This window comes from Exiguobacterium acetylicum, assembly GCF_019890935.1.
GTDB classification, from domain to species: Bacteria; Bacillota; Bacilli; order Exiguobacteriales; family Exiguobacteriaceae; genus Exiguobacterium_A; species Exiguobacterium_A abrahamii.
The window spans coordinates 1410204-1434131 of the sequence record NZ_CP082333.1; the positions used below are offsets into that span (position 1 = coordinate 1410204).

General features: G+C 42.5%; 34 protein-coding genes. 24 read left to right on the forward strand and 10 right to left on the reverse strand.

From position 1 onward, the window contains the following. Nucleotide 1: 1 nt before the first annotated feature. The 8 genes from K7G97_RS07215 to K7G97_RS07250 all read left to right on the forward strand — a co-directional run bounded on the left by K7G97_RS07215 (nt 2) and on the right by K7G97_RS07250 (nt 4549). Nucleotides 2-481 carry a hypothetical protein gene (locus tag K7G97_RS07215; RefSeq protein ID WP_223041785.1) on the forward strand — a complete coding sequence of 160 codons (480 nt, stop codon included), beginning with the start codon at nt 2-4 and terminating at the stop codon, nt 479-481. Between the two features lie 344 nt (nt 482-825). Continuing rightward, the gene (locus K7G97_RS07220; protein ID WP_223041786.1) at nt 826-1128 is read left to right on the forward strand and encodes a hypothetical protein; all 303 of its coding nucleotides are present in this window, start codon (nt 826-828) and stop codon (nt 1126-1128) included. Between the two features lie 22 nt (nt 1129-1150). Beyond that, nucleotides 1151-1633, forward strand: coding sequence for a DUF2691 family protein (locus K7G97_RS07225; protein ID WP_223041787.1), 483 nt, complete (start codon nt 1151-1153; stop codon nt 1631-1633). Nucleotides 1634-1721: 88 nt separating this feature from the next. Then, nucleotides 1722-2108 (forward strand): hypothetical protein, encoded by a 387-nt coding sequence (locus K7G97_RS07230; protein WP_058705264.1) that lies wholly within the window; start codon nt 1722-1724, stop codon nt 2106-2108. 20 nt (nt 2109-2128) lie between these two features. After that, nucleotides 2129-3133, forward strand: coding sequence for a DUF2716 domain-containing protein (locus tag K7G97_RS17455; RefSeq protein ID WP_262415812.1), 1005 nt, complete (start codon nt 2129-2131; stop codon nt 3131-3133). 14 nt (nt 3134-3147) lie between these two features. After that, nucleotides 3148-3315, forward strand: coding sequence for a hypothetical protein (locus tag K7G97_RS07240; protein ID WP_167368361.1), 168 nt, complete (start codon nt 3148-3150; stop codon nt 3313-3315). Between the two features lie 7 nt (nt 3316-3322). Continuing rightward, entirely contained in the window at nt 3323-4087 is a 765-nt protein-coding gene (locus K7G97_RS07245) for a hypothetical protein (protein ID WP_223041788.1), read from the forward strand. Between the two features lie 27 nt (nt 4088-4114). Continuing rightward, entirely contained in the window at nt 4115-4549 is a 435-nt protein-coding gene (locus K7G97_RS07250) for a hypothetical protein (RefSeq protein ID WP_069940513.1), read from the forward strand. Nucleotides 4550-4586: 37 nt separating this feature from the next. Here the strand turns inward: K7G97_RS07250 and K7G97_RS07255 are convergent, their stop codons facing one another. After that, nucleotides 4587-5090 (reverse strand): DUF2199 domain-containing protein, encoded by a 504-nt coding sequence (locus K7G97_RS07255; RefSeq protein WP_223041789.1) that lies wholly within the window; start codon nt 5088-5090, stop codon nt 4587-4589. A gap of 134 nt (nt 5091-5224) precedes the next feature. Between K7G97_RS07255 and K7G97_RS07260 the strand changes: the two genes are divergently transcribed. The 5 genes from K7G97_RS07260 to K7G97_RS07280 all read left to right on the forward strand — a co-directional run bounded on the left by K7G97_RS07260 (nt 5225) and on the right by K7G97_RS07280 (nt 8022). Further along, nucleotides 5225-5842, forward strand: a complete 618-nt coding sequence (locus K7G97_RS07260; RefSeq protein WP_223041790.1) for a hypothetical protein — start codon at nt 5225-5227, stop codon at nt 5840-5842. Between the two features lie 27 nt (nt 5843-5869). Beyond that, nucleotides 5870-6484, forward strand: a complete 615-nt coding sequence (locus tag K7G97_RS07265; RefSeq protein ID WP_223041791.1) for a hypothetical protein — start codon at nt 5870-5872, stop codon at nt 6482-6484. 67 nt (nt 6485-6551) lie between these two features. After that, nucleotides 6552-7169 (forward strand): hypothetical protein, encoded by a 618-nt coding sequence (locus K7G97_RS07270; protein ID WP_223041792.1) that lies wholly within the window; start codon nt 6552-6554, stop codon nt 7167-7169. Between the two features lie 32 nt (nt 7170-7201). Continuing rightward, nucleotides 7202-7597, forward strand: a complete 396-nt coding sequence (locus tag K7G97_RS07275; RefSeq protein WP_223041793.1) for a hypothetical protein — start codon at nt 7202-7204, stop codon at nt 7595-7597. A gap of 44 nt (nt 7598-7641) precedes the next feature. Next, nucleotides 7642-8022 carry a DUF5412 family protein gene (locus K7G97_RS07280; protein ID WP_223041794.1) on the forward strand — a complete coding sequence of 127 codons (381 nt, stop codon included), beginning with the start codon at nt 7642-7644 and terminating at the stop codon, nt 8020-8022. Nucleotides 8023-8114: 92 nt separating this feature from the next. Here the strand turns inward: K7G97_RS07280 and K7G97_RS07285 are convergent, their stop codons facing one another. Further along, the gene (locus tag K7G97_RS07285) at nt 8115-8537 is read right to left on the reverse strand and encodes a hypothetical protein (protein WP_023468065.1); all 423 of its coding nucleotides are present in this window, start codon (nt 8535-8537) and stop codon (nt 8115-8117) included. A gap of 87 nt (nt 8538-8624) precedes the next feature. On the opposite strand from K7G97_RS07285, the gene K7G97_RS07290 reads away from it, so the two are divergent. The 4 genes from K7G97_RS07290 (at nt 8625) to K7G97_RS07305 (ending at nt 11447) form a co-directional block, all read left to right on the forward strand. Next, entirely contained in the window at nt 8625-9332 is a 708-nt protein-coding gene (locus K7G97_RS07290) for a hypothetical protein (protein WP_262415813.1), read from the forward strand. Between the two features lie 63 nt (nt 9333-9395). After that, the gene (locus tag K7G97_RS07295; RefSeq protein WP_223041795.1) at nt 9396-10097 is read left to right on the forward strand and encodes a hypothetical protein; all 702 of its coding nucleotides are present in this window, start codon (nt 9396-9398) and stop codon (nt 10095-10097) included. A 23-nt stretch (nt 10098-10120) separates the two neighbouring features. Then, nucleotides 10121-10810 carry a hypothetical protein gene (locus K7G97_RS07300; protein ID WP_223041796.1) on the forward strand — a complete coding sequence of 230 codons (690 nt, stop codon included), beginning with the start codon at nt 10121-10123 and terminating at the stop codon, nt 10808-10810. Nucleotides 10811-10877: 67 nt separating this feature from the next. After that, nucleotides 10878-11447: a suppressor of fused domain protein gene (locus tag K7G97_RS07305; protein ID WP_223041797.1), complete on the forward strand. Its 570-nt coding sequence runs from the start codon at nt 10878-10880 to the stop codon at nt 11445-11447. A gap of 127 nt (nt 11448-11574) precedes the next feature. Here K7G97_RS07305 and K7G97_RS07310 read toward each other — a convergent pair whose 3' ends face one another. The 8 genes from K7G97_RS07310 to K7G97_RS07345 all read right to left on the reverse strand — a co-directional run bounded on the left by K7G97_RS07310 (nt 11575) and on the right by K7G97_RS07345 (nt 16924). Next, nucleotides 11575-11844, reverse strand: coding sequence for a type II toxin-antitoxin system RelE family toxin (locus K7G97_RS07310; protein ID WP_223041798.1), 270 nt, complete (start codon nt 11842-11844; stop codon nt 11575-11577). Further along, a complete protein-coding gene (gene relB, locus K7G97_RS07315; protein WP_223041799.1) occupies nt 11841-12065 on the reverse strand; it encodes a type II toxin-antitoxin system RelB family antitoxin in 225 nt (74 codons plus the stop codon). Before relB ends, K7G97_RS07310 begins: the two co-directional genes overlap by 4 nt. Nucleotides 12066-12562: 497 nt before the next feature. Continuing rightward, entirely contained in the window at nt 12563-13513 is a 951-nt protein-coding gene (locus tag K7G97_RS07320; RefSeq protein ID WP_223041800.1) for a DUF2268 domain-containing putative Zn-dependent protease, read from the reverse strand. A gap of 277 nt (nt 13514-13790) precedes the next feature. Further along, nucleotides 13791-14267, reverse strand: coding sequence for a tautomerase family protein (locus tag K7G97_RS07325; protein WP_223041801.1), 477 nt, complete (start codon nt 14265-14267; stop codon nt 13791-13793). Further along, complete coding sequence (locus tag K7G97_RS07330) at nt 14267-14743, reverse strand: heme-degrading domain-containing protein (RefSeq protein ID WP_262415814.1); 477 nt, start codon at nt 14741-14743, stop codon at nt 14267-14269. The genes K7G97_RS07325 and K7G97_RS07330 overlap by 1 nt, the downstream gene beginning before the upstream one ends. Nucleotides 14744-14784: 41 nt before the next feature. Beyond that, nucleotides 14785-15624 (reverse strand): aldo/keto reductase, encoded by an 840-nt coding sequence (locus tag K7G97_RS07335; protein WP_223041803.1) that lies wholly within the window; start codon nt 15622-15624, stop codon nt 14785-14787. 217 nt (nt 15625-15841) lie between these two features. Next, the gene (locus K7G97_RS07340; protein ID WP_035397757.1) at nt 15842-16171 is read right to left on the reverse strand and encodes a winged helix-turn-helix transcriptional regulator; all 330 of its coding nucleotides are present in this window, start codon (nt 16169-16171) and stop codon (nt 15842-15844) included. 201 nt (nt 16172-16372) lie between these two features. Beyond that, nucleotides 16373-16924: a hypothetical protein gene (locus K7G97_RS07345; RefSeq protein WP_223041804.1), complete on the reverse strand. Its 552-nt coding sequence runs from the start codon at nt 16922-16924 to the stop codon at nt 16373-16375. Nucleotides 16925-17000: 76 nt separating this feature from the next. On the opposite strand from K7G97_RS07345, the gene K7G97_RS07350 reads away from it, so the two are divergent. From K7G97_RS07350 to K7G97_RS07380, 7 genes are all read left to right on the forward strand, one after another. Then, nucleotides 17001-17333, forward strand: coding sequence for a hypothetical protein (locus tag K7G97_RS07350; protein WP_023468073.1), 333 nt, complete (start codon nt 17001-17003; stop codon nt 17331-17333). 250 nt (nt 17334-17583) lie between these two features. Continuing rightward, entirely contained in the window at nt 17584-17841 is a 258-nt protein-coding gene (locus tag K7G97_RS07355; protein ID WP_223041805.1) for a hypothetical protein, read from the forward strand. A 43-nt stretch (nt 17842-17884) separates the two neighbouring features. Continuing rightward, complete coding sequence (locus K7G97_RS07360) at nt 17885-18529, forward strand: hypothetical protein (RefSeq protein ID WP_223041806.1); 645 nt, start codon at nt 17885-17887, stop codon at nt 18527-18529. After that, complete coding sequence (locus K7G97_RS07365) at nt 18501-19187, forward strand: hypothetical protein (protein ID WP_223041807.1); 687 nt, start codon at nt 18501-18503, stop codon at nt 19185-19187. Before K7G97_RS07360 ends, K7G97_RS07365 begins: the two co-directional genes overlap by 29 nt. Before the next feature lie 137 nt (nt 19188-19324). Beyond that, nucleotides 19325-20344 (forward strand): LacI family DNA-binding transcriptional regulator, encoded by a 1020-nt coding sequence (locus K7G97_RS07370; RefSeq protein WP_223041808.1) that lies wholly within the window; start codon nt 19325-19327, stop codon nt 20342-20344. A 115-nt stretch (nt 20345-20459) separates the two neighbouring features. Beyond that, nucleotides 20460-22673 carry an alpha-galactosidase gene (locus K7G97_RS07375; protein ID WP_223042002.1) on the forward strand — a complete coding sequence of 738 codons (2214 nt, stop codon included), beginning with the start codon at nt 20460-20462 and terminating at the stop codon, nt 22671-22673. Next, nucleotides 22666-23913: an extracellular solute-binding protein gene (locus tag K7G97_RS07380; protein ID WP_223041809.1), complete on the forward strand. Its 1248-nt coding sequence runs from the start codon at nt 22666-22668 to the stop codon at nt 23911-23913. The genes K7G97_RS07375 and K7G97_RS07380 overlap by 8 nt, the downstream gene beginning before the upstream one ends. The last annotated feature ends 15 nt before the right edge of the window (nt 23914-23928 follow it).

Genomic DNA, 23928 nt, shown 5'->3' on the forward strand with positions numbered 1-23928 from the left:
CATGAAAATAATCTATTCCCATGAAGACTTACTCGCTCTCGAAGATCCCTTTGAATATGAAGTGGGTCTGCCGATTCGCATCAGAGAACTGCCGGCTTCCGTCATCGAAGAGGAGCTTCCGGATAGCCGCGAACAACTGAACCATCTTCTGAAAGACGGCTATACCTTGGTCATTCAGAAACCGCGAATTCCGAACCTTCCCGTATTTGCGGGGTTACCCGTGATAGCGGAGAATACGGTCATGAAATTATATGTCTACGAGACGAATCATTGTGAGGAAGCGTTATGGGAGGCTCTCTCCGAGAATGAATACGATTGGCACTGGGCATCCTTTTTACTGAAAAAAATCGAAAGTGTCAGATTCGAATTGCCTTATACGCATGAAGCTCAAAGTTCGCTGAAACTGTCTAATCTCAAAACAAATGAACTCGTACATCTACGATTTGAAACCAATCAAAGCGTAACGTGTCAATGGGAATGAAAAAGGAGATGCTTCATGAAAACGTATCTTGAAGAGCATAGCGATACGACCCGCGTCTACCCTTGACTTGCGGATGCGAGTTCATCAATTCGCTGACTATGTGTGGTCGGTGAGATGCTTTTGTTTCCAGAAGATATCGTCCAGTTCAAACAAATCAGTAGTGAGATGTTCCGTAACGAGCTAACGCAAAAGCATGCGCTAAGCACGTATCGCTTTTATGTAGTAGTGTGTGTCAGAAATGAGTTTCAGTCCAAAAGAATCTTTGATTATTACAAGCTGTGGCGTCTACTCGAACGAGAAGAGACGCTCGAGGGCTTCACCTCTCGAAAGAAGTACTGGTCCAAGTGGGGAAAGAACCGTACTACGTTGGGATTGCTGAATTTGGCATCGAACAGCTCACAACAGCCATCGAGATGATTAGTGATTCTCCAGCTATGTATACCATTATTTGTGCAAATCATGATCGACCGTCACACTGTCAGGAGTTACTTGATCAGGTGCTCGACATCGGCTTAACAGGAAGTGGAGGTTTGCCAGTCGTCGAGATGGTCACGACACTGACCGCACAAGGTTATGCCGTCTGCACGTGGGGAAGTTCGAGTGAAGAACAGGAACTACAGTGTTTTTATACGGCAGCCTTCTTATAACAATGTAGAAAGAAGGAATTCGATGAGTCTGCGTGGCGTATCGTTTAAAATCCCGAATGAACCGGGACGTGTCTTGCTCGACATATTAAGTGCGATCGAGATGAACGCGTATGACTGGTTTCTTCGTAACTTTGATTTTCCGATCCAAACCATGGATGGGGACTTGTATGACAGTTTAGAAGAGTTTTCAATCGATCGGAAAGCGACAGGACATGAACTAGCGAAATGGCTAAGGGGACCAAGCAATTACCTGATCTTTGCTGAATTGTTTGCATTTCAAAGTGGTCAGACTGAAGAAGTGGGAACGACGTATGAGTGGTTTCAGGAAAGCAATTGTCAAATCGCGATTTTGGTGTACGACTGCACGTACGTCGATATCTATTGTAAGGAGCAGCACGTATCTGAAGCGTTTTATGAGAATGCGAAGAAACGTGGGTATACCGGAATCAAGTGGGTGACCGATGATAATGATCCTCGGACTCGTTTGTCGGTATGGGCAGAATAAGACACTGTTCAGACGAATAGATGTAATCGGTAAGCGTTCAAGATGAGAGGTATGAACTACGAACTGTTGATAAAAGGAGAGAAAAATCATGAATCAAGAGATGGAAGAGTTTGTTCAAGCGGTCCATCGGACGGTCGTTCAGGACGGTATGGCAGATTATAAGGACATCTATGAAGAAGAAGTCGATCCAAACGTCAATGACTATACGGCCTGCATCGCGTTTTACCAACAGTCGAGCGAAGCGGATCAAAAACGAATGAGACAGATGATTGAACAGACGATCATCGATACGGTTTCCCATGTATTTAGTATCATTGATGGGAGTTCAGGACTAAATGGATCTGCGCTTGAAGCGAAACTGGCACTTGTCCGAGTCGACGAAGCAGGAGATCCGGTCGATACCGTAGAGACAGATGGTGCATTGCAAGATACGTTTTTAGGCTACATAGAAGATCGTGACTTGAACGCATTGTGATGGAGGGAGCGAAACCACTCATGATCCAACTGACAAAACAAGGCGAATCCGGTACGTTTTACCAAACAATCTATACGGAGGGACGCCTCATCGTTCAACATCAAGGAATCGTTGGAGCATGGGTGAGAGCGGAAGACGTAAGACAGATGCGTGTCTCGCGCTTCAAACGATTAGGTGTACAGATTTTGCAGCTGATCGAGAAGTTTGAACGTCAAGGCTATCGCGAGCTGAACGAGACCGATTATACAGAACTGGTTGTCCAGTTTTCTTATGACGAGGGTCAGGCAGAAGCAGCACTCGAGCGACGTCACATGATGGAAGAAGTAATCAATGATGGTTTGCTTCATACGGGGAACGGCTACTGCGAAGGGGGAGATATTGGTAGTGGTACGACGAATATCTTTTACCATGTCCTTGATGTCGAAGCAGCCGTCTCATTGATCTTTGAAGAAATAAAAGCACGCGATGTACAGGACGAACTGAAAATCGCAGTACAAGAAGGAGAAAAATACACCGTTCTGCATCCTGAAGGAGCGACGTTCGAACTGATTGGCGAGGGGAAACCGTGGAGCTGGATTCCGATGACGCAAGAGGAGGACGAGAAGGTATGGCACGTCATCGATCAACAATTTCAGTTCGCACCCAGTACAACGGTTTTCCCCTCATACCATGCCCCGAGTCCGTTCATCACATACGAAGTGGATTACGAGAAACGCGAAGAGATCGAGCAAACGTTAAAGCGTATTCTGACCGACCTGACCGTTGAAGGAGAACGCGTCATGGCACTCGATTGGAATCATCAAGGATACTGGATCGACCCAAGACGTCCGTTTCTTCGCAATGAAGAAGGAGACTGGATGATTCCAGCAGTTCCAGATGGCGATTACTCCTTTTTCATCGCTCGTGATTTTCGCTGGGGATATCTCGGTCATCCCTGGGAGGGTAGCATCACGTTGTTTGGAGAAGACATGATCTCTGCGTTTCAAAGAACGGAGAGTTTTTCGAATGAAATCCGAAGAGGATAAAAGGAGGACCGGAAGTGAGAACACCATACGACGAGTATCACGGAACCGCATTATGGCAGGTCATCTCGGAGACAATCAATGAATTAGTCGACAATGATGATCTTGAAGAACGGACGACGCATGAACATATCGTGGGCTATCTTTGTAGCAAACTAGAAGGTCGGATGAAAGATGAAAAATAAGAATAGGATGCTACTTGACCGAAACGACTGGATCGATGTGTTCCGGGAACTGCTATCACGCGATGATTGGCAAGACCTCGTTCGTCTTCAAGTAAGTCAGCATTCGTATCCATTTGAAGTAAAGTTACTGGAACGACCAATCAAGCAGAATCCAAACATCGACGGTTTTTCAGATTGGACGGTCCGATCTCATATGATTATGACCGACGACTCACAGCTTGAAAGATTTCTCGAACACCTTGTCATCGAACAGCAGGAAATGGCGACTAAAGCACAAGTGACGCTCATTATCCAAAAACAAGGACAAGGAATCGTCCGGGTCACGAACGATTGTGTCTCGATGTATGGAGTCGCGTATGAGGAACTTGATGACGTTGGAACAGAGTATGAGAACTTTTTCGATGCAGTTTTACCGAATGCCTCGTTTCCGGTCGAGGTCGTCTTTTGTTGTCGGGATGTTCTAGATAATGACGATTCGATTCACGTGATGACGTTGCACGATTCCAATTGGCAAGCGGTATTTGAAGAGCAATTATTGCATTTACTGAATCGAGGAGAAATAACGACAGGATTATTTTCGAAAGATGCACGTCCCACGCAGCAAACGCTTGAGGACTTCATGTCTGAATTCTCGTTATTGATGCCCTATAACTTCATCGTGACCCGCGATGCAACAGATCGATTTGGCATGCTCGATCACTTTTGTACGAATGGAAAGATCGCGCATTTTGGAAAGATGAACAATGGAAAGACGTCTTTCAACTACCGATGAAAACATCACACATAAGGAGGAAGCACAATGAGCTTAGCATCATATATTTGTATGGAAAGACAAATTCCTGAACAGTATCTCAATTTAGATGAAAAAGATGAAACTGTTCCTTTATATATCGGTCCCTGTTTTGCGGATGAAGACTGTCTGTATGAAGTAAAAACGAAGCATTTTCATAAATGGTATGTATATGAAATTTCGAGTCACTGGGGCATCGAGATTGTTGAACCTTTTGATTCCGAAATTGCACTGGAATCGAAAGAAAAGCTGCGTTATCTGTTTACGTTCATGAATGACTTCTTAGACGAGGGTGAATCGTTCGAATTGTATACTTGTTGGATTGGGGAAGAATCCGATCCGCAAGTGAAAAGTATGACGTTATCATTGGCACTTGATCAGTTAGAAGACATTGAGATTCCTGAAAGAACGCATATTTTGATCACGAAACAGAGTAAAAACTAAAAAGCCGCTGCTTCACAGCGGCTTCAGTTTATTTGGTTCACTCTTGTGCATAGACGATGTCTGCGATGGCATGGACCTGAGCAAGCGTCATTTCGGAATAGAATTCGATCGACAAAGGATGATCCGTCGGCTCGAGTTCAAAGAAAGGGAGTTGACCGGTTCCTTCATCATGAACCATCACTTTTAAGTTGACGGTATCCGGGTAAGCGGGTAGATCGCTTGAAAACCAGCCGAACATCGGCTCCTCGATGCGAGGACGTTTCTTCTCGATGAAGCGAGCGAAGTTTTCGGGGCTCAGGCTAACCCATGTAATCCACCAGAAGGGTTCGTCTTGTCCAGCAATCGGAAGTTCAAGAATGCCCTTCACGAAATAATGCGGACCGTTCAGTTCTAAGACACACCACGTATCATGCATCTCGCTTTTCGTTTCTTGCTCTTTCTCAGACATTTGTTCGTAGTAGACCGGTCCGAGTGTTTCATATTCAGTAGGGAGTTCGTCGTGGCGTTCGCCACAGATGGCGCAAGGCATAAGTTTTTTCACTGGAATCACCTCTAAGTTGAGTTATGTATGTCTCGTTATCGAACGTTAGTAGAGAGCATACTTGTAGTGTAACACCCGTTAGTAGAGAATCCTGATGGAGACCGTGACAATCCAGAGAAAGTGAGGGGATTAGGGTGCATATTTACATCGAAGAACAGCAAAATCATGCGAAGACGATTAAAGAATATCATCTGACAGTGAAAGGACAAGACCGAATCACATCCATTTTTTCTTTCGAGTATTATGACGATGATTCAAAAGAAGATGAAGTCATCTCTTACGAAATAGTGTTAACCCAGTTATTCTCGCGGTTAAATCGTTTTCCAATCTATCTCTCTTTTGGATTCCATGAACTGACTGATTTAGAAAAAGAAGATTTGCTGTCTACGGTTAAGCACAAACAATTACCATATACAGAGATCCTAATCACTAAGCGTGAAAGATACATGACCATCGAAGTGAATCAACCGACTGACTTATTGCAAATACTAGCGAAGACCATTTCATTGGCTTGGAACAACGGTTACTATTTGATTGCTTTCACTGATGTATTGAAGTTTGAAACGAGGAGAGTAAGACGCTGGTTGATCAAAAAAGAGAGAGTAGTGCCAGTAATCGATACGACGAAACCGACGACATTTTTTAAAACCGGCTTTGATTTCGAGAATGTCCTGATCTTTTCGAATGAAACAGATTTCGATACGTTAGAAAAAATAGAAGCACTGTTTCCAGAAGATGAAATCGAGCGGTAATAAAGTGATTGAGAGAGGAGTGGAATCGTGTTATATGTCTATTTTGAGAAGCATATGAATCACGCACAAGTGTTCAAAGACAGATACTTGTACGTTGATCGACCGGAACGTATCGATTTCATCTATTCGATGGGGTGTCTACCGGATATGGAAACTAAAAGAGACTATCAAGGCGATTCAAATCGAGTCTTAAAACAATTTTTGACGCGTCTCAATCGCTACCCGATTTTCATCACGTTCGGTGGAGGTTTTACGGACGAGGAGGTCGAGCCGTACTTTCAAAAGCATGATCTATCGTATACAAAGGTTCGACCAAACAAGAACCTATACTATCACGTTCAAGTGCATGACGCGACCGAACTGGAGTTGTTGCTAGATGAGACCTATTGGTATGGGGCTGTGAACGAAGACTTTTTTATATCGTTTACGAATCTCCTGACATTTGAGCGGAGAATGGTCAAAGGATGGTTTTTCAAAAAAGAACGTACCGTGCCCGTCATTCGTGTGAAAAAAGAAATGTCGTTCATCACTATGGAACATGATTTCATGGGCTATTACCTGTTTTCGAATGAACCCTGTTTTAATACCGAGGACAAGGTGAAAGCCATCTTTCCTGACGACGGTACCATTGAATTCTATTGATGAAACCAGCAACTCGATTTAGTTGGATGATGTAGATGGATCAAGCAGAATACGTGGAGGGATTTCCATGTTATACATCGATCTCGAAGAACATACGAATCATGCAAAAGTGATCAAAGACCGTAATCTCGATATTGATCAACCAGGTGCTATTAAGTCGATTTATTCGATGGGATGTCTTCCGAATGACGAGAAACGCGACTATCAACATGATTCCAATGAAGTACTGAAGCATTTTTTGACGCGTCTAAATCGCTTTCCAATATTCGTCACGTTCGGGGGTGGTTTTACGAATGAAGAAGTGGAACCGTTTTTTCATAAGGAAAACCTATGCTATACAAAGATTCAACCAGATAAGAGCAGTCTTTTTTATAGCGTTCAAGTGAACGATGCGAGCGAACTTGAGCGTCTGCTGGATGAAACGTATTGGTATGCGGCAGTAAACGATTTTTATTTCCTATCCTTTACGAATCTCCTGACGTTTGAGCGGAAAATGGTCAAAGGGTGGTTTTTCAAAAAAGAACGTATCGTTCCAGTCATTCGTGCGACGAAAGAGATGTCGTTCATCACGATGGAGCATGATTTCATGGGCTATTATCTGTTTTCGAATGAAGCTTGTTTTGATAGTGAAGACAAGGTAAAAGCATTTCTTCCAAAAGGAGAAGGCATCGACTACTATGATTGACATTCATAGGAACGATATAAAGGAGGACGATCATGTTTGGGATTAGTACGAGTTTAAAAGAAGTGCCAGAAAACGAAAAAGAGATTCTCCCATTTCCGAGTCACGTCCAACGCTTTTTAAGAGAAAAATTCTCAAGTACCTCCAATCGCTGTGACCTCTTGATTGATCTCGATCCTTACGGCGATAAGTTGTTTAGAGCGAGAGAAGTAAATGAGTTGATTGGAATTTGCGAGTTGCTTATTCAACGCTATTGCACACCGAAGGAAGCGTGGATGATGAATCAAGCGAATCATTATGCGAATGAGCCGTGGACGATGCATCAGTCAGATAAACGAATGATGGAATTACATCAATTTTTAGAATTGTTGAAGCGGATGTGCATCGCGTCTGTCGAACAGAATACGTTGGTTTGTTTTTGGGGCGACTAAACGATTGAATGTTGAAGAATATATAAAAATTGGAGTTTTGAAAAGTGAGAAAAAAACTGAAGATAACGGGAATCATAGCAGGTGTAAGTCTTTCGATATATGTCGTGTGGACGATCTATCGACTATTTTTCTTGGTTGATATCAATGTTGTACCAAAAGAAGACTATATCTCAAAAAGCACCTCGCCCGATCAGGCGTACACGATTCGCTTTTACCGCGCGAATGGTGGCGCGACGGTGGATTATGCGATGCTCGGCATTATCGAGAATAAGAACGGAGAAAAGCGCAGGATGTACTGGGAGTATCCTTGTCGCGAAATAAAAGAAGTGAAGTGGACGAAGGATACGGTGACGATCAATGGCACTAAAATCAAGATATGGAGTCAAGTGTATGACTTCAGAGAGGGCATATACGAAGCAGACTAAGAGGAACATGAGGATGATGATATGCATTCAGCAAATTTTGGCGTACGACCACGTGACGTAGTTGTTAGAAACCAAGCATGCAAGGATGAAGATTAACGATTGCTTGGTTTCTTCAACAAATAGCGAGGTGGTGGACCGAAAGATTGCTCCGCTTCGAAATACGCCAATTCGCCTGGAATACAAGAAATGATCGAGGCGAATCCAAAGCCGATGGCGTGTTCGAGTGCCTCACGGAGAGGTAACGTTTTCCCGCTGATCAGCTCGTTTTCTGATAGACAATAGCACGTATCCGGTGCACCATATTGTTTCAACAAATCATACGTATCGTCTGGCCATGAATTAGGTGGTTTGATTTCAATCAAATAATCATTCTTCAGCATGCTTAAATACCGGTGATCTAACCGCTGAAGCGCCATATCTCGTTTTTTTGGCGTGAACAATTCATGTAGAACGCGCTCTTGAACGCGCTTGACAAAAAATGATTGGACGAGCACTCTTTCTTGTTCTTTATCCATGTTTTCAGTTCCTTTCTACTCAATTTAGCGAATCAAATCCATTACATACACTCATTGAATTCATTTTACATGACAAGGAGCCAATTTATGAGCTACCTATCTGCGGGATACTATCTTATTCTGCCAACTCCTCGAAAAGAATACATGGACAAGGCTGTTGTTCATGAGTCCGTTCTATCCGTAAGTGAATGCATCTGTACACACTATCCTGACATCAGTATCTTATGGGGAAACTCGGAATTAAAGAAAGACCGTTATATGGAGCAACTTGGTCTCTCACTTACCACCTTTCAGTTACTCGAACAATGGATAGAAGAACATCGGAAGACAGGAGATATGTTGTTTCCTCAAGTGTTCTCTAACTTAAATGTTGCGCAAACGTTCGTAGATCGTTTTTTGAATCATCTTCCTGAAATACGTATCATTAGCATCGGTTTGCCTGAGCAGTATAAAGTGGATTTTCTGGAAGATGTAGCGGCTTTTAGTAGTAAAAATTCAGAGCCTTATGGAGTAGAAAAAATGGTATCACAACATCTCAGCCCTGACACGGACGGTGCCAAAAAAATCGGGTACGAAGTCTTAGGATTTGATTCGGGATCATTTCATTCGTATTTGTGTAACGGACTGGAACGCGATTTCAGTCACCATTTCAACTTATCACTAAACAGCCATGGTTTGATCCATACGTTCGAAGAAGTGAATCGTTACTCAGACTATTGTAATGAATTAGGCGAGGCGACAGAAAAAGTCTTATGGCTGCCGTGGGCGATTTTTGAATATGAACGCAGTAATTAGAAGTAAAGATGCTACTAATCAAGTAACAATCTTTAGCGTAATGGATCAGGAGGATAAAAAACAATGGAATCGACCGAACAATTAGAACAGCATGTAAATCAATTAAGAAATACACTTTATGAATTCGAAAAGAAGATGGAACGCAAATTTTCGATTGAGGAATGGCGGTACCTTCTGGAGAACGGATTAAATAGTCTTTTGAGCACACGTGAAGACACACAGCAAATGATTTCAAAGCTCTCCATTCGAACGAAAAAAAGGCCTATTCGTTGGAATCTAACATCTGGAGTTGTCTATGCTATTCCGTTACCTCGACTTGGAGGATACGGATATGCAGAGATGAGAATTTCGCAAGATGAGAATCATGAGACTGGAAAGATAGAGTCTATGGATTACATTCAATACTATAATCTTAGAACAGAAAGAATTCTTTCGCTCCAGGAGTTAGACCAAAAGAATCCTGAGACTTGTATCATCATAGATACGGGGTATTACGGGATTACAGAGGGAGAATGGATCGTACTTGGAAAACGGCATCGAGAAAAAGAAACGTTTGAGACGCCATTACTATTTGGTAGTGTACCTAGTTTAAATTCTGATGGGGAAAACTACTATGTTACTCGAGGTATCAATGGAGAAAGAATGTTTGTGGAAGAAGAAAAGGCACGAGAGGTGATAAATCCTTCTGCAACCTGTGGTGATTTATCTGCTGTATACAAATATGAAGAACGATTAAAAATAATGAATGATTTTAAGAATTCATAATAAGTTAACGGGGATACAAAACATTGAAAAATAAAGAGCAATTAGAACTGTATGTAAATCAATTAAGAAATACACTTCAAGAATTCGAAAAGAAGATGGATAACGAATTTTCTGTTGAAGAGTGGTGTTACCTGCTCGAACATGGACTAAATAGCTTATTGAGTACACGGAAAGATGAACAACAAGTGATTTCAAGCGTCTCGATTCGTATGAAAGAGAAACCTTCGCGATGGAATTTATCATCAGGAGTTGTCTATGCGATTCCTTTACCTCGACTTGGAGGGTATGGATATGCAGAAATGAGAATCTCTAAAGATGAGAACCATGAGACTGGAAAACTAGAGTCTATGGATTACATCCAATACTATAATCTTAGAACAGAAAGAATTCTTTCACTTCATGAGTTAAATAAAAAAAATCCTGAACCTTGTATAGTCATTAGAACGGGTCACTATGGTATAAAAAATCGGGAATGGATTGTACTTGGAAGACGCCATCGAGAAGAAGGAACATTTTCAACTCCGTTGTTATTTGACACTTTAGAATCGAATGATGAAGAGTATTTCATCACGAAAGGCTTATGGGGAGAGAAAATTTTTGTGGATGAAAAAGAGGCTAAGGCAGTCGTAAATCCATATGGTTCAAGTGGGGATATAGCTGCTGTTTGCAAATACGAAGAACGATTAAAAGAAATCAATGACAATTTGAAATGACTATTTATGTTGGGATCACAGATTGGTTTAGAAGTATTAAAACGATACTCAAACGGAGGTTGATTTAATGAATTATCTTGATCATTTAGAACAGCATTGCGGAGAATTCACGGAAGCATTTCCAATTGAGGAACTTGAACAAAAGAACGTCCAAATCTTGAAATTCAAAGATGCACCATTTAAGGAAACCTATACGATTGCATCCCTTGGATTACTTTTTCATCCACTCAAAATGGAAGACGGTTCACTGATGCATCAAGAAATAATGATGTCAGCGAAACAACCAGACGTTCAGGACGAGATCATTTATTTACTCTGGCAATTGGCTGAGTACGCTATGAGAACAGGACATGCATTTATTGCAGCAGAATATTATCCACTCCCTGAAGGAATATTTGAAAAGTATCAGTTCTCCTCTGTTTATGTTACAAGTCCTGTGTACTTTGATGAATCCTTCTTCCTATTTGAAACAGATTCTAATGTTGGGAATGAGCCAGATACCGTATTGCCAGTCTGGTTCGTACCGATTTTTGAATCTGAGGAGAAATATATTGAAAAGTATGGAGCAGATCGATTCGAAGATCTTTTGTTCGAGACAGATGAGTTAGTAGATTTTAACCGTAAGCCTTTAATCTAAAGAAAGTAGAGATGCAAAACACCTCTGATGTTAGTACTTTTTTTAAAGTGTACTATTCAAGAGGTGTTTCGTATTTCCTCAAAATTTAAGACTAGATCACTTTAAACGTACGTAAGTTCTAGTCATCTTATTTATAGATATCCCTACGATGTCCGATTTCAAGAATCAAGATTATGACTTTTTCATCTTGGATGTCAGCAATCAGACGATAGTCTCCGATGCGATACCGCCATTCACCTGAGCGATTCGAAACGAGTCCTTTACCATGACGACGCGGATCATCCGTCCCGACCAGATTCTTCTTGATCCAGGACATGATGATCCGCGCTTGTTGGGGATCCATTTTCTTGAGAGATTTTTGAGCCCCGCGCTCGAACTCTACATTATAAGCTGTCATTCTAAATCAAGTTCCTTCATCATGTCGTCGAAAGAGATCGCTTCTGATTTTTTACGGTGTTCTGCCATGGAATCATGATAGAGTTGTAAATCGATTTCGTCTTCGATACGGTCGAGGACGGCATCGCGAACGAGTGTAGAAATCGTGATGTTCTTTGCCTTCGCATATTCCTTGATGAGTCGTGTATCCTGATCATCCAGACGTACAGAAATGGTGCTCATAATTATCAGCTCCTTTGTAATACATTGTAATACAAAATGAGGTTTTAGTACATAGGATTGAGCGATAATCCTAAATAAAGATTCTTTGAAGTGCTGAAATTCGATTTGTAAATATCCTAGATGAGTACGATTGAGTCTAAAAAAGTGAATGAAATTATGTTCAAATTAAAGTAAATATAGTCATTTATCTTCAATTTGACCATGTTTAGGAAGGTGATGATCATGATAAGTTCTTTCATTCTCCTCGTTTGTGAAAACAGGATATGCATCAGACGACGCCGTGTATCTATTACAAGAAAACAAAAAGTGTTTTAAATTGAAGAAAGATCAAGGTACAGATCTGTTTAAAGCAACTGTATCTTGATCTTTTTTGTCATAGATATTGGTCCATATTAAGATGTTATTGAGCTCGCTAGAGAAATTTCCTTACTACACGTAAGCTGTTCTTGTTATTTCATCTGTCTGTTTTTTTGGAATGTATCAAAAATATACTTTTCTCACTGAAGTAACTTTTGGTATTTGTACCCTTTTAAAAGATCAGCTTCATTTTTGAAAGACCATTCCTCTATTTTAGAATCTGGGTGTAACTTAAAATAATGGTCGAGGATATCGTGTCCTAAATTGTAGTTACTCCACCGGGGGATGTCTTTTTGAGGACTACCGCCTACAAGGTCCTCGTAAGTAGCTTCACCAGTTTGAATCAACTTTGCGACATGTTTGATTGTCGTATCATCCATGGGTTCATCCCACGGGGCCTTCACATTTTTTAAGACTCGATCAGCAAAAGCATCTGCTTTTCCCTCAACAATGACCGAATCGAGTAATTTATTCATCTGATATTCTGGTCTATCTTGAAGGATTAAATGATGGTATTCATGTGCAACGGTATAGGCGAGAGCATCCTTATCGAAATCTTCCGCCAGATAGAGCACGACCGCATCTTTGTACGTTCCTGCTGCTACTCCACCCATCGGTTCGGTCATCATCGTATATTCCGAGTTGATCGGTACGATGAAAATCGTACTCTTTTTCTTTGGAAGGACTTTATGCGCAGCAGTGTAGTTTTTTGTGATGATTTTTATAATCTCGTCTTGTCGTTCTTCCAGAGCATCGATTCGATCAAGCAGTGCTTGCTGATAAGCAGTCGATTGCAGCATGAAGAAACCTTTTAAAGAAGTAGTATCAAAATCTTCTTTTTCACCCGTTTTATCGATATCGTTTAGAACATATTTTATGTAATTTTGTTTACTCACTTCAATATCATTATTTTTTAGTGAAGCTTTTAAGTATTTTTGATAGGGGGAGTAAAGAGGAACGATATTCACTTCACTGTCATTGTTGATTTCAATGGACTCCGATTTAAATTTTTCGCTTTGACTTTCTTCTGAACATGCGGTTAAAACGACTAAAGGAACACATAAAAAAGGTACAAGTATTCTTTTCAACATAAAATCATCCCTTCAATACATAAATGAATATCCTGGAATATTATTTAAAAAATAAATAATTGCTGTAATTAAGATAACATTCTGTCTCTTTATAGTCAAAATATGTAATTTTAGAGTCGAAAATACATGTGTTATGTTTCTATATACTAAGTGAAGGGATAAGAACTATTACTACTTGTCTTAGACAGGATGGCTATCTCTTCGACCTTCATGTAAGTAAAAAAGCCACCTTGTACGGTGACTTTTTTACTTACATCTACAGCTTTATGAATGTGGATCACTCAACTCTTCTGCTCTTCGTTAAAAAATCTTCGTGGATACCTGTGACACCGTTTTGCGCCCAATTTCCTGGGGGCATTTCTCGAATAAGAATCAATATCTTATCTCCCGGTGCATGGGTGAAAAGCGAGAGAACTTCAGTTAACTTATTCACCCAAGCATCTTTTGTTTCTTGATCGAACGTATCCCACACATCGATCGTCAAGATAGCCATTCCTGCGACCAGAGCGGCGTCAGTTGCATAAGACGTTCGTGTCTGCCAATTTGTTATGCGACTATCGGAAGAAAAGGTTGGGTCGGATGCCATAGCACCCGCTTTTCCAAAGTTTTCTGGTTCTTGTTCGTGAATCAAGACTTGAATCTTGTCAGGAATCATGTTCAATGTCTCGACCGTTGTATTCGTCAGTTGATGGATGAGTTGTCGTTTCGTATCACGTGACATCGCTGGCCAAGTATTTAGAGAAAGTAATGGCATCAATGCACCTCCCGTTCGTTTAGATAAGTACGCAACGCATTTACTACGATCGTATGATCTTCTTCAGGAGTTAACCCTGAAACTGTGATCATTCCAACAATTAGTTCACCATCCAGTATGATCGGGAAAGAACCACCAAAAGCAGCAAAGCTTGAGTCTAGTCGATGTTCTTCGTTATACGTCATCTCACTAAGTGCAGATCCTAACTGCATGAAGTAAGAACTGTGAAGGTGATAGTCGACGACTCGTTTTTTTCGTTCGATCCATTCCTCGTTGATGCGGGTCGTACCTGGCATCTTATAATGGAACATCGACGTACCATTGACGGTAATATCAATGGCGATGGATACGTTGTTTTTCTGTGCTTCTTGTATCAAAGTCAATCCTAACGGAAAGATATCATCGTGTGTGAATCGCTTAAAACGTAAAGTATGTTCTTCGTGTTGTGTTTGTTGTAGCAAGTCTTCGATCGACATCGGTAAGCTCCTTTTCAGATTGGATAAAGTGTCCATGTTGATTAAAAGTCAAACGTATCTGGATCCGGTCCACTCCGAAGATTTTCATTCAATTGGTTTAATCGTTCCATATCATCTGGAAGGATTTCGAAATCAGTAATGCGTAGATTTTCTTGCATCCGTGAAGGCGTCATGGACTTAGGAATCGTGATGATATCCTGCTGAATATCCCATCGTAGAATGATTTGAGCAGCTGATTTCTTGTATTGTGTAGCGAGCTCCTGAACGACCTCATTTTCTAGAAGTTCCGCATTCATAAGCGGTGACCAGGCTTCAATTTGAATCCCATGTTCGCTACAGAATTGACGTAACTCTAACTGAGTTAGCTTCGGATGGAGTTCGATTTGATTGACGACTGGTATGATGGATGCATGTTGCAGTAAGTCCTCGAGATGGTTGATTTGAAAATTACTCACACCAATCGCGCGGACCTTGTCCGTTTGAACCAATTCTTCAAGTGCTTTCCAAGGAGCTTGATACTTGGCTTTCCCTGGCCAATGGATCAAGTAGAGATCGAGGTACTCCAACTGCATTTTTTCTAAGGATTCTGCGTAAGCATCAAGTGTTTCTTCATATGATCCATGTGCATTCCAGACTTTTGATGTCACGAATAGTTCTTCGCGTGTTACGAGTCCTTCTTCGATAGCTTTCGCAATGCCTCTTCCAACACTTTGTTCGTTACCATAGATGGCTGCAGTATCGATACTACGATAGCCTTCGCGAATCGCAGTCACGACCGCTTGCTCGAGATTCGCACCGTCCTCTACACGAAATACGCCATATCCGACTTGTGGCATGTCCACACCATTGTTTAACCGTACTGTAGAGATTTTCATATTCATCTAGCTCCTTTATCAAAATTACAGCAAAAAAATTATGCTGTATGTGTGACATCATCATAGCGGGAGCAATCAGAAATAAGAAGACGGCACTTTAAAGTTCCATAGTCACCAAAAAGTGACTTTTCCTAAATCACAAGGACGAGGGAAGTAAAAAAAATCAAACAGCAAACAGCCCTGCATTCGAAAATGCAGGGCTGTTTAGGGAAGTACGGAAACATTAACAGCTATTCTTCAAGTGTTCATTTTGGAGATGCTGCTCTCCCCAGTCACATAAGACATCCATGGTCGATTTTAACGATCGTCCATAGTCCGTTAACTCATATTCGACCTTAGGTGGAGCTTGGTGATAGATGACCCGTCGAATGACACCGTCCTGTTCTAATTCTCTTAATTGCTGGACCAGCATTTTTTGAGAGACATTCGGCATGAGACGTTTTAACTCACTTGTCCGGTACTTATCTTTAAACAAGTGGCACAAGATGACGACTTTCCATTTCCCGCCGATTACTTTTAAAGCAGCTTCGACAGGGATGCTAAATTTACTCAACACGATAACTCCTTCATCCATAAAATTAAAATACAAAGACTGATTCCTTCGTTAAAAGAATTACCAAAACGAAATATAGCATAAGTTGTACTCTATTCAAAAGAAGTGAACTCGTATGACTATATCAACTAGTACTGAGCATTACTCGTGTTGTAAAGCAGGACGTTAGCAAAATATCCGATGTAGTAGCTGTACGTTATTTTATTTTGTTGCCTCTGCTTCATACTTCTCTAAAAATTCATCAACAGAGACCTTCTCATTTACTTCACTCGTTGATTTACTCGAGGAAATGGTGTGAGATGATCCTTTCAAATCATCTGGACTTGATTGGATTTCAAGCACTACTGTATCACCTAAACCCGTTTCAAGCCCACTTCCGAAGTTAAAAGTTCGTGTTACATAAGCTTCAGCATAATTTCGTTGATTTTCAGAGTACACTTTTACGTTAGAAATCTTATAACTAAATGAATGTAGCTGTTGCTTATCCACTTTTGTACTAGAGAGAAAAATTAATACAGCCTCGTCGCGAGAAGATAATCTCGATTGATTGGTGTGTGCTAACGGCGTATTGTTTAAAAAATCCGCTTTTTGTTGTTCCAGGACGTTCGTGAAAAAAGTAAAGGCTTGCTCCTTTGAAATCGCGCTTTCAGATCTTTCCTGTGAAATATTAGAAGTCGCTATTGCGTTACTGATCAAAAAGCCAGAAGATAGAAGTACACCTAAAGAGAGTGATAATAAAATAGTTTTCTTCAATATCAAAACCTCTTTCTGTTGTATGGATAATGTTACTATATAACAAAAAAAGCCAATAAAGGAAAGGTTGAAAAAGATGGGTAAATCGAATTCTAAGAAAAAGAACAGAAAGAAAATAGTCCTGATATGTTTCGGAACGCTAGCCATCATCGTATTACTCATGCCGATCCTATCACCGGTTCTGTTTACGGATGCTTCGCCGAGAGGTGCTCTAAGACACGAACTTTATAAAGAAGGCTATTTCTATCAAAGTTACTTTGCAATCATTACGGAACAAGATCCACAAGCGGAGCGTTACCATATGTTTTGGTACCATTGGAAAAGTGAAACAGGCGGAACTCCTTTTGTCTGTTATTCGAAGAAAGTGAGTGAAGAAAAGTACGCGGTCTCTTGTGGTACAGGTCCATGACCTGATTTTTCGGAGAAAAATCTTACATAAGAAAAGTAGATACATCATGCGAAATAGGAGTGCAGACTGGTGCGATGGAAGCGTACATAGTTCTGCACTCCTTTTGTAAAAAAGAAGATGTAAAAGAAAAAATCATACATATAAAATTTTTCAATGAAACTTAATAAAGGAAAATATCGTAATTATTAGTTGTATAATAGCTTCATGAAATAAACATATTCAAAGAATACATATGTCGGAGGAGACGTCTATGGTAATATCGTTTCTTGGACTTGGTGTCGGGATATTCTTGTTGACGTTAGGCATCTATTTCATACGCTCAAAGCATGCGAAAAAGACACCGTTAGAAGGACACGGGGATAGTGTCGACACGGTAGATTCATTCGTACTCGGTATCATTTTGTCAATTGGCGTCATCCTATTTTGTTCGTTGACCGTCAGACATTATGGTTACGTCTGTGTTCTAGGTGGACTATTCATACTATACATGGTCAGCGCAGCATGGTGAGATCTGTAGGTATTTAGAAAGCAAGATAGAGGGAGCTCAAATCATGATTCAATTAGTGAAACAAGTCGACGATCGTGTGCATCACATCGTCTTTCACCAAGAGGGGCGTACTTTATTCTGCCGGGAAGGTGTTGCCCGAAAAGAGCAGGCAATCGATAGCGAGGATATGATGGAAAGGAATGAAGAGTCCGCAACGAAGCGGATTGTTTTTAAAAATCCGTTCCTCGCGTATCGTCAGAAAAAAACGTGGGTTCGTGAAAAATTAGACGATGGTTACATCCGGTCACCTTTTGCTCTGTCTGAAGCGATGGATTTTCGAGCCGACCGACGCATCATAAAGTTGCGTATGTTTAGCGCTTTATTGATCTTGTTCAGTGGATTACTGACGCTGACAGGTAGATTACCGATTCCAGGATACATAACACTCGTCGTTCTGATGATTTTCTGGCCGATGCATCTCGAAGGAAAATCTGCCCGTACTCGCATGTATCGCTGGTCAGGAACACTTTTCATGTTCGCCTTAGCGGGCTCATCAAAAAACTATCTATCACCAATCAATCTCTCGATTAACGGAGCGGTCTGTCTCATCTCAGGATTCATTCTCCTGTTGTATGCGTCAGAACAATTACAGGAACTTGCGACGAAAGGAATCACATATCATGACGAATCAAAAAGCCAAGGTGATTGAACTCAAGCGTAATAATGGTCAAACGACCGACTACTGGGTCAGTTACCGGATGGGACGCACGCTGTATCAGGTATCCGTGCAAGAACAAGCGGATGGTCAAACGGATGAAGGGGAGGTCGTCAAAGAACGTTTTCCGTTTTATTTCGGGATGAAGAAACGAATGCTTGAGTTAGCGGAAGCGAAAGAAGCCCTTGGTTTTCGACCGTTGACTGAAGCGGAGAAAGCAGTGCCCGTCATCGAGGAAGAGGAAGCGCAGCTCGATCCTGCTTTCTTTAAGCCTGCAATCCGATACGCTTGGTTGATGCTCGGTCTCGGCATCCTTCTATTTCTCCTGCCTTCGCCGATCCTGAACGGTCTCGCGTTCGGACTTGGCTTATACGTCTGGTATGAGACGTTCGGTCAGCCGGGAATGCCGCGCAACTATCAGCGATATTTTCACGGCATGCTTGCGGGATTGACGATCTTACAGGTGCTATCAGCGTTAGAGTTCGAGCGCGTCGCGCAACCGTACTATGCGACGATTTGTGTGATTTCCGCGATCGTGTTAGTGTTGCTCGTCGTTCAGCACCGCTTGAAAGAGACCGATCAAATCGGTCAGGAGGAAAGTGTTCGGGTTAGGAAAATGAAAGACATCGATCTCGATCGTTTAGATGATTGAACACGAGTAAACAGGAATCGTTGGATGAACGAAAGCAGGCAGAGCGATTCGCCTGCTTTTTTCTTTGTGTTGAAACAAGTCTATTTGTTTAGTAAAATGAGTTCACATTTTACTATTGTTCAGAGGAGTGAGGAAACATGGCAAGTATTCGAGAGGTGGCAAAATTAGCTGGTGTGTCGATTGCGACGGTTTCGCGTGTGTTGAATGCGGATGAGAAGTTATCAGTCAGTCCAGAAACCAGAGATAAGGTATTGCAAACGGCAAAACAATTGAACTATAGTCCGCGGCAAAAAAAATCGTATAACCAGCGGATTGCGACCGTTGGCTTAGTGACGACGGTCAACGAAATGCAAGAAATCGATGATCCTTATTTCAGGTCAATTCGTCGCGGCATCGAAAGTGAAGCAGAACGCCAAAAAGTAAATGTTAATAAGGTCATTCGTCTATCTGAAAAAAAGGCGGACCTCGAAGGATTGAATCATCTAGGAGCGATTTTAGTTCTAGGTACCGTTGCGCCAGACATGTTAGAAGTCTTATATCAAAAAAATCCGAACATCATCGTGATTGATGACTCCCAAGCAGATGCACGGTTTGATGCCGTCTATTCTGATTTTAAAAGTGCGACGATTGCGAGTCTCGAGTACTTTTATGAGCTCGGTCATCGGCAGATCGCGTTCATCGGTGGCCATCGTGTCATCATGAATCAGAACGGTGAGTCGTTCATGAGTGAAGAAGAGGATCGCTATCAGACGTACGTCTCTTGGATGAAACAAAAAGAGTTGTCTGAGCATATACATGGGCTGCTTGGGGAATGGAAGACACTCGAAGGACTTCGTCTAGGGGAGCAGCTGGCTGAACACCAGGAGGTCACCGCGGTACTCGTCGCCAGTGATCCGATGGCAGTCGGTGTGTACCGAGCATTCCAGCGGAACGGTCACCAGATACCGGAAGACATCTCCATCTCGAGCTTTGATGATATCGAAATCGCCGAATTTTTAACACCTTCCTTGACGACAGTGAAGGTTGAAACAGAAGAGTTAGGAAAGTTCGCCATTAAAATGGCTTTGGAACGAATTCGTGGCGAACGTCATCTGCCCATCCGTCTCATGATTCCCGCACAACTAATCAAACGAGAAAGTGTATCTCCTAAAAATTGAAAATAGTGTTGACAAAGTGTTTACTAAACTTTAAGTTATAGATATGTTTAGTAAACGCTTTTTTCTTTTGTTTCAAAATGAAAGCGTCATCAATTGAGGGGGTTGGGTTTTGGAACTGATTCATGTTAACGAAACAGAAGGTATATTTCACTTAACAAATCGTCATTACAGCTATATCCTTCGGATCGAAGAAGGACAGATCGTCGCCCAGGAGTATTTCGGTCAACCCATCAAAACGTATCATGGAGCACGAAAATACCCACGGATTGATCGATCGTTTTCACCTAACTTTCCGGATGCTACGGATCGATTGTTCTCGCTCGATACGCTTCTGCAAGAGTATCCCGGTTATGGGACGGGGGATTATCGTTCACCAGCGCAACAGATCAAACACGAAGATGGGTCAGATGTAACAGACTTTCGCTATCGCTCATACGAACGAATCAACGGAAAACCGAAGCTGGATGGTCTTCCCGCCACCTATGTCGAAATGGAGGAAGAGGCGGAGACGCTTGTCTTGATATTAGAAGATGCAAAGGAAGAACTCGAGTTGCGTCTAGCATATACCGTCTTTCAAGATCGACCGATCTTATCGCGATCCGTTCAGTTGCATAACGTCGGTACGAAAACACATGACATCCAAAAACTGATGAGTCTGTCACTGGATCTCCCGTCTCAACAATTGGAATGTCTGACGTTGAATGGTACGTGGGGACGCGAGCGGATGATAGAGCGAGAGACGATCACACGAGGCATCAAAGTGTTTGACAGTAAACGTGGTTCGAGTAGTCATCAAATGAATCCATTTCTCGCGATCGTCTCACCAGAGGCGACGGAGTACAGCGGGGAAGTCGTCGGGTTCAGCTTGGTCTATAGCGGGAGTCATCAAATGACGGTCGAGAAGGATCCTTATGGACAGACGCGGATTCAACTCGGGATCAATCCATTCGGTTTCCAGTGGCAACTGAATCCAGGCGAGTGTTTTCAAGCGCCCGAAGTCAACATCTCCTACAGCCAACACGGCATGATGCAGATGTCACACGCCTTTCACGCACTGTATCGCGAGCGCTTGGCGCGAGGAAACTTCCGTGACACTGATCGTCCGGTTCTGATCAATAACTGGGAAGCGACGTACTTTGATTTTGATGAAACGAAAATCAAGCAAATCATGGAGGAGAGCGCGGCTCTCGGCATCGAATTGTTCGTGCTGGATGACGGCTGGTTCGGACGACGAGATGACGATTATTCCTCACTCGGAGATTGGTTCGAATATCAAGAAAAGATACCGAACGGGCTGAAACATCTCGCGGATCATGCCCATGCTCAAGGGATGCAATTCGGATTATGGTTCGAGCCGGAAATGATTTCAAGAAGCAGTCAACTTTTCAGAAATCATCCGGACTGGACGATCCATATTCCAGGTCGTGGACGATCCAAAGGACGAGATCAGTACGTCCTGGATTTCAGTCGAAAAGAGGTGCGAGACAATATCATCGAACAGATGACGGCTGTGCTTGATGAAGTCGAGATTGATTACATCAAATGGGACTTCAACCGGAACGTCACGGAAGTCTTTTCGACCACGTTACCAAGCGAGTTGCAAGGCGAACTGTTGCATCGCTATGTACTCGGACTCTATGAAGTACTAGAGTTCTTGACTGCGCGTTATCCGCATATTCTGTTCGAGAGTTGTTCCGGCGGTGGCGGTCGTTTTGATCCCGGGATGTTGTATTACATGCCGCAAACATGGACGAGTGACAACACGGACGCCGTCGCGCGTCTGAAGATCCAGCACGGAACGAGCATGGTCTATCCAATCTCGTCGATGGGCGCTCATGTCTCTGCGATCCCGAATCATCAAACGCATCGCAAGACGAGTCTTGAAATGCGAGGTCACGTTGCGATGGCGGGTGTATTCGGATATGAACTTGATGCGACACGGTTATCGGAACAGGAGAAGACAATCGTCAAACAGCAAATCGCGTTTTACAAAACGCATCGGCGTACGCTTCAATACGGAACGTTTTATCGGTTGGAGAGTGCGTTCACGAGCAATCATCCAGCTTGGATGTTCGTCTCACAGGAGCAAGATAAGATCATCGTCTGTGATGTCACCGTCTTGAGTGAAGCTGCTGCACCGATCCGGACACTAAAATTGAACGGTCTCGATCCTCAAGCGATCTACGAATTAGAAGGAACTCGTTACGGCGGAGATGAGCTCATGTACATCGGGTTGTATGTGCCACCAACCGTCAACGGAGATTTTGACAGCCGGTTATATGTCTTAAAAAAAATACAAGAACATTCAGGAGGCAATCATGATGAATAAGTCGATGAAATTAGGAATGGCAGGCATTCTCTCGTCTTCGTTATTGTTTGGAGCAGGCTGTACGATGGGAGCGAATTCGGATCAGACCGAGATTGAGTTCTTTTCACAAAAAGTCGAGATGAAGGCAACGTTAGATCAAATCATCAAGGATTTCGAGAAGAAGAATCCCGACATCGATGTGAAGCTGACGAGCGTCAGCAATGCCGGTACCGTTTTAAAAACGCGGATTGCTGGTGGTGATGTCCCGGACATCGTTCATACCTATCCACAAAACGCGGATTTCAAAGGGTGGGCAGCAGACGGGAAGTTCGTTGATTTATCGAAGGAGTCGTTTTTAGGAAATCTCAAGGACGGTGCTGCCGAGTCGTATGCTGTTGATGGAAAAGTCTACTCGTTACCGCTGAACTCGAACGCTTGGGGCTTCTTCTACAATAAGACGAAATTCGATGAGCTCGGTCTACAGCCACCTAAAACGTGGGATGAGATGAAGGAAGTCGTCGCAAAAATCAAAGACGCGGGAGAGACACCATTTGCGAGCGCATTGACGACAGAGGACTCGTGGACAGTGAACGGATATCATCAACTTGCCTGGGCGACGGTCACAGGTGGATTCGAACAAACACAGGATGCACTCAAGAACAGCCCGAAAAATGGCATCAAAGTCGGAGATCCGAACTTTGAAGCAGTCGCGAACGAACTGAGTCTCGTCAGCGGAAATACGCAAAAGAATGCGAACGGTGCTTCGTATAGCGATGCGGTCGCTGTATTTGCGAATCAAGAAGCGTTGATCTTCCCGAACGGCATCTGGGCACTTCCAGTCATTCGGGACCAACAGCCTGATTTCGAAGTCAGTATGTTCGCATACCCGGGAAAACAAGCAGGTGAAGAGATGACGGTCGGAGCAGCCGACTTGGCGTTATCCGTCTCAGCATCAGGATCGAAAAAAGAGCAGGCAGCTTCGAAGAAGTTCTTGTCGTACTTAACGGAAGGGGACGTCATGCAGAAATACTATGATAAGGATGGCTCTCCAACGTCCGTCAAAGCCGTGAAAGCAGACGGATCCTTCAAAGAAACAAAAGCCGTCTCGGATCTCGTCTTCTCGGATAAACAAATCATCTGGCTGCATTCCGAGTGGCCGTCGGAAGAAGAGTTTTGGCATTTGACGGTGGATTATATGAACAAAGGGGATAAGAAGAAGCTTTCGAATGATCTCAACACGTTCTTCAATGAAATGAAATAATCGAAAGGGAGTTGC

Excerpts from the sequence above, each read along its gene's own strand:
- K7G97_RS07215 (WP_223041785.1), top strand. The coding sequence starts at position 2 with ATGAAAATAATCTATTCCCATGAAGACTTACTCGCTCTCGAAGATCCC.
- K7G97_RS07225 (WP_223041787.1), top strand. The coding sequence starts at position 1,151 with ATGAGTCTGCGTGGCGTATCGTTTAAAATCCCGAATGAACCGGGACGT.
- K7G97_RS07230 (WP_058705264.1), top strand. The coding sequence starts at position 1,722 with ATGAATCAAGAGATGGAAGAGTTTGTTCAAGCGGTCCATCGGACGGTC.
- K7G97_RS17455 (WP_262415812.1), top strand. The coding sequence starts at position 2,129 with ATGATCCAACTGACAAAACAAGGCGAATCCGGTACGTTTTACCAAACA.
- K7G97_RS07245 (WP_223041788.1), top strand. The coding sequence starts at position 3,323 with ATGCTACTTGACCGAAACGACTGGATCGATGTGTTCCGGGAACTGCTA.
- K7G97_RS07250 (WP_069940513.1), top strand. The coding sequence starts at position 4,115 with ATGAGCTTAGCATCATATATTTGTATGGAAAGACAAATTCCTGAACAG.
- K7G97_RS07270 (WP_223041792.1), top strand. The coding sequence starts at position 6,552 with ATGTTATACATCGATCTCGAAGAACATACGAATCATGCAAAAGTGATC.
- K7G97_RS07275 (WP_223041793.1), top strand. The coding sequence starts at position 7,202 with ATGTTTGGGATTAGTACGAGTTTAAAAGAAGTGCCAGAAAACGAAAAA.
- K7G97_RS07285 (WP_023468065.1), bottom strand. The coding sequence starts at position 8,537 with ATGGATAAAGAACAAGAAAGAGTGCTCGTCCAATCATTTTTTGTCAAG.
- K7G97_RS07290 (WP_262415813.1), top strand. The coding sequence starts at position 8,625 with ATGAGCTACCTATCTGCGGGATACTATCTTATTCTGCCAACTCCTCGA.
- K7G97_RS07295 (WP_223041795.1), top strand. The coding sequence starts at position 9,396 with ATGGAATCGACCGAACAATTAGAACAGCATGTAAATCAATTAAGAAAT.
- K7G97_RS07305 (WP_223041797.1), top strand. The coding sequence starts at position 10,878 with ATGAATTATCTTGATCATTTAGAACAGCATTGCGGAGAATTCACGGAA.
- K7G97_RS07310 (WP_223041798.1), bottom strand. The coding sequence starts at position 11,844 with ATGACAGCTTATAATGTAGAGTTCGAGCGCGGGGCTCAAAAATCTCTC.
- relB (WP_223041799.1), bottom strand. The coding sequence starts at position 12,065 with ATGAGCACCATTTCTGTACGTCTGGATGATCAGGATACACGACTCATC.
- K7G97_RS07320 (WP_223041800.1), bottom strand. The coding sequence starts at position 13,513 with ATGTTGAAAAGAATACTTGTACCTTTTTTATGTGTTCCTTTAGTCGTT.
- K7G97_RS07325 (WP_223041801.1), bottom strand. The coding sequence starts at position 14,267 with ATGCCATTACTTTCTCTAAATACTTGGCCAGCGATGTCACGTGATACG.
- K7G97_RS07330 (WP_262415814.1), bottom strand. The coding sequence starts at position 14,743 with ATGTCGATCGAAGACTTGCTACAACAAACACAACACGAAGAACATACT.
- K7G97_RS07335 (WP_223041803.1), bottom strand. The coding sequence starts at position 15,624 with ATGAATATGAAAATCTCTACAGTACGGTTAAACAATGGTGTGGACATG.
- K7G97_RS07350 (WP_023468073.1), top strand. The coding sequence starts at position 17,001 with ATGGGTAAATCGAATTCTAAGAAAAAGAACAGAAAGAAAATAGTCCTG.
- K7G97_RS07355 (WP_223041805.1), top strand. The coding sequence starts at position 17,584 with ATGGTAATATCGTTTCTTGGACTTGGTGTCGGGATATTCTTGTTGACG.
- K7G97_RS07360 (WP_223041806.1), top strand. The coding sequence starts at position 17,885 with ATGATTCAATTAGTGAAACAAGTCGACGATCGTGTGCATCACATCGTC.
- K7G97_RS07365 (WP_223041807.1), top strand. The coding sequence starts at position 18,501 with ATGACGAATCAAAAAGCCAAGGTGATTGAACTCAAGCGTAATAATGGT.
- K7G97_RS07370 (WP_223041808.1), top strand. The coding sequence starts at position 19,325 with ATGGCAAGTATTCGAGAGGTGGCAAAATTAGCTGGTGTGTCGATTGCG.
- K7G97_RS07380 (WP_223041809.1), top strand. The coding sequence starts at position 22,666 with ATGAATAAGTCGATGAAATTAGGAATGGCAGGCATTCTCTCGTCTTCG.